We start from the raw sequence: 449 nt of genomic DNA, 5'->3' as shown, positions 1-449 counted from the left end.
CAAAAGCCATGGCTCTTGAAAGCTTACAGCGCCAAAATGGACTCTTCGGTCTTACAGGGAAGGGTCAGGGGCGCCGGAGGAAAAAAAAAAAGGGAAGGAGAGGAGGAAAGAAAAAAGGGGGGGGGGAAAGAAGAGAAGAAGGGGGAAAGGGGAGGAAGGAGAAAGAAAAAAGAAAAAAGAAAAAAAATTAAATGGAGAGACCAGGGGTGGGCATAAATAAAAAAAAGAAATACCGAAGGGGGGCAGGTGTCCAGCAATTAATATTCTTTTTCGTTTTTTTTTTTAAAAAGGTGGGGGGTTCTGTCCATTTTTTCCGCTTACGGGCCAAGCCGGACAGGGTTTTCGTTCTCAAGGGGCCAGGAAAGGTTTTGATATTTATTCCTTGGATTTTTTTTCCCGCGGGGAAGAAAAAGAGTCTTTTGTAATAACAAGTAAAAAGGCTCATGGAC

General features: G+C 43.4%; 1 protein-coding gene. It reads left to right on the top strand.

Features of this window, described 5'->3' with window-relative positions:
- The coding region (locus J7R13_RS08960) for a hypothetical protein (protein WP_208438319.1) at positions 1 to 216 on the top strand (216 nt) is incomplete at its 5' end.
- Positions 217 to 449: the final 233 nt, after the last annotated feature.

The organism is Bartonella taylorii 8TBB (assembly GCF_902825155.1).
In the GTDB taxonomy this organism is placed as follows: domain Bacteria; phylum Pseudomonadota; class Alphaproteobacteria; order Rhizobiales; family Rhizobiaceae; genus Bartonella; species Bartonella taylorii_A.
Note: the sequence above shows the minus strand (reverse complement) of the source record. Positions and strands in the feature narration are given on the sequence as shown.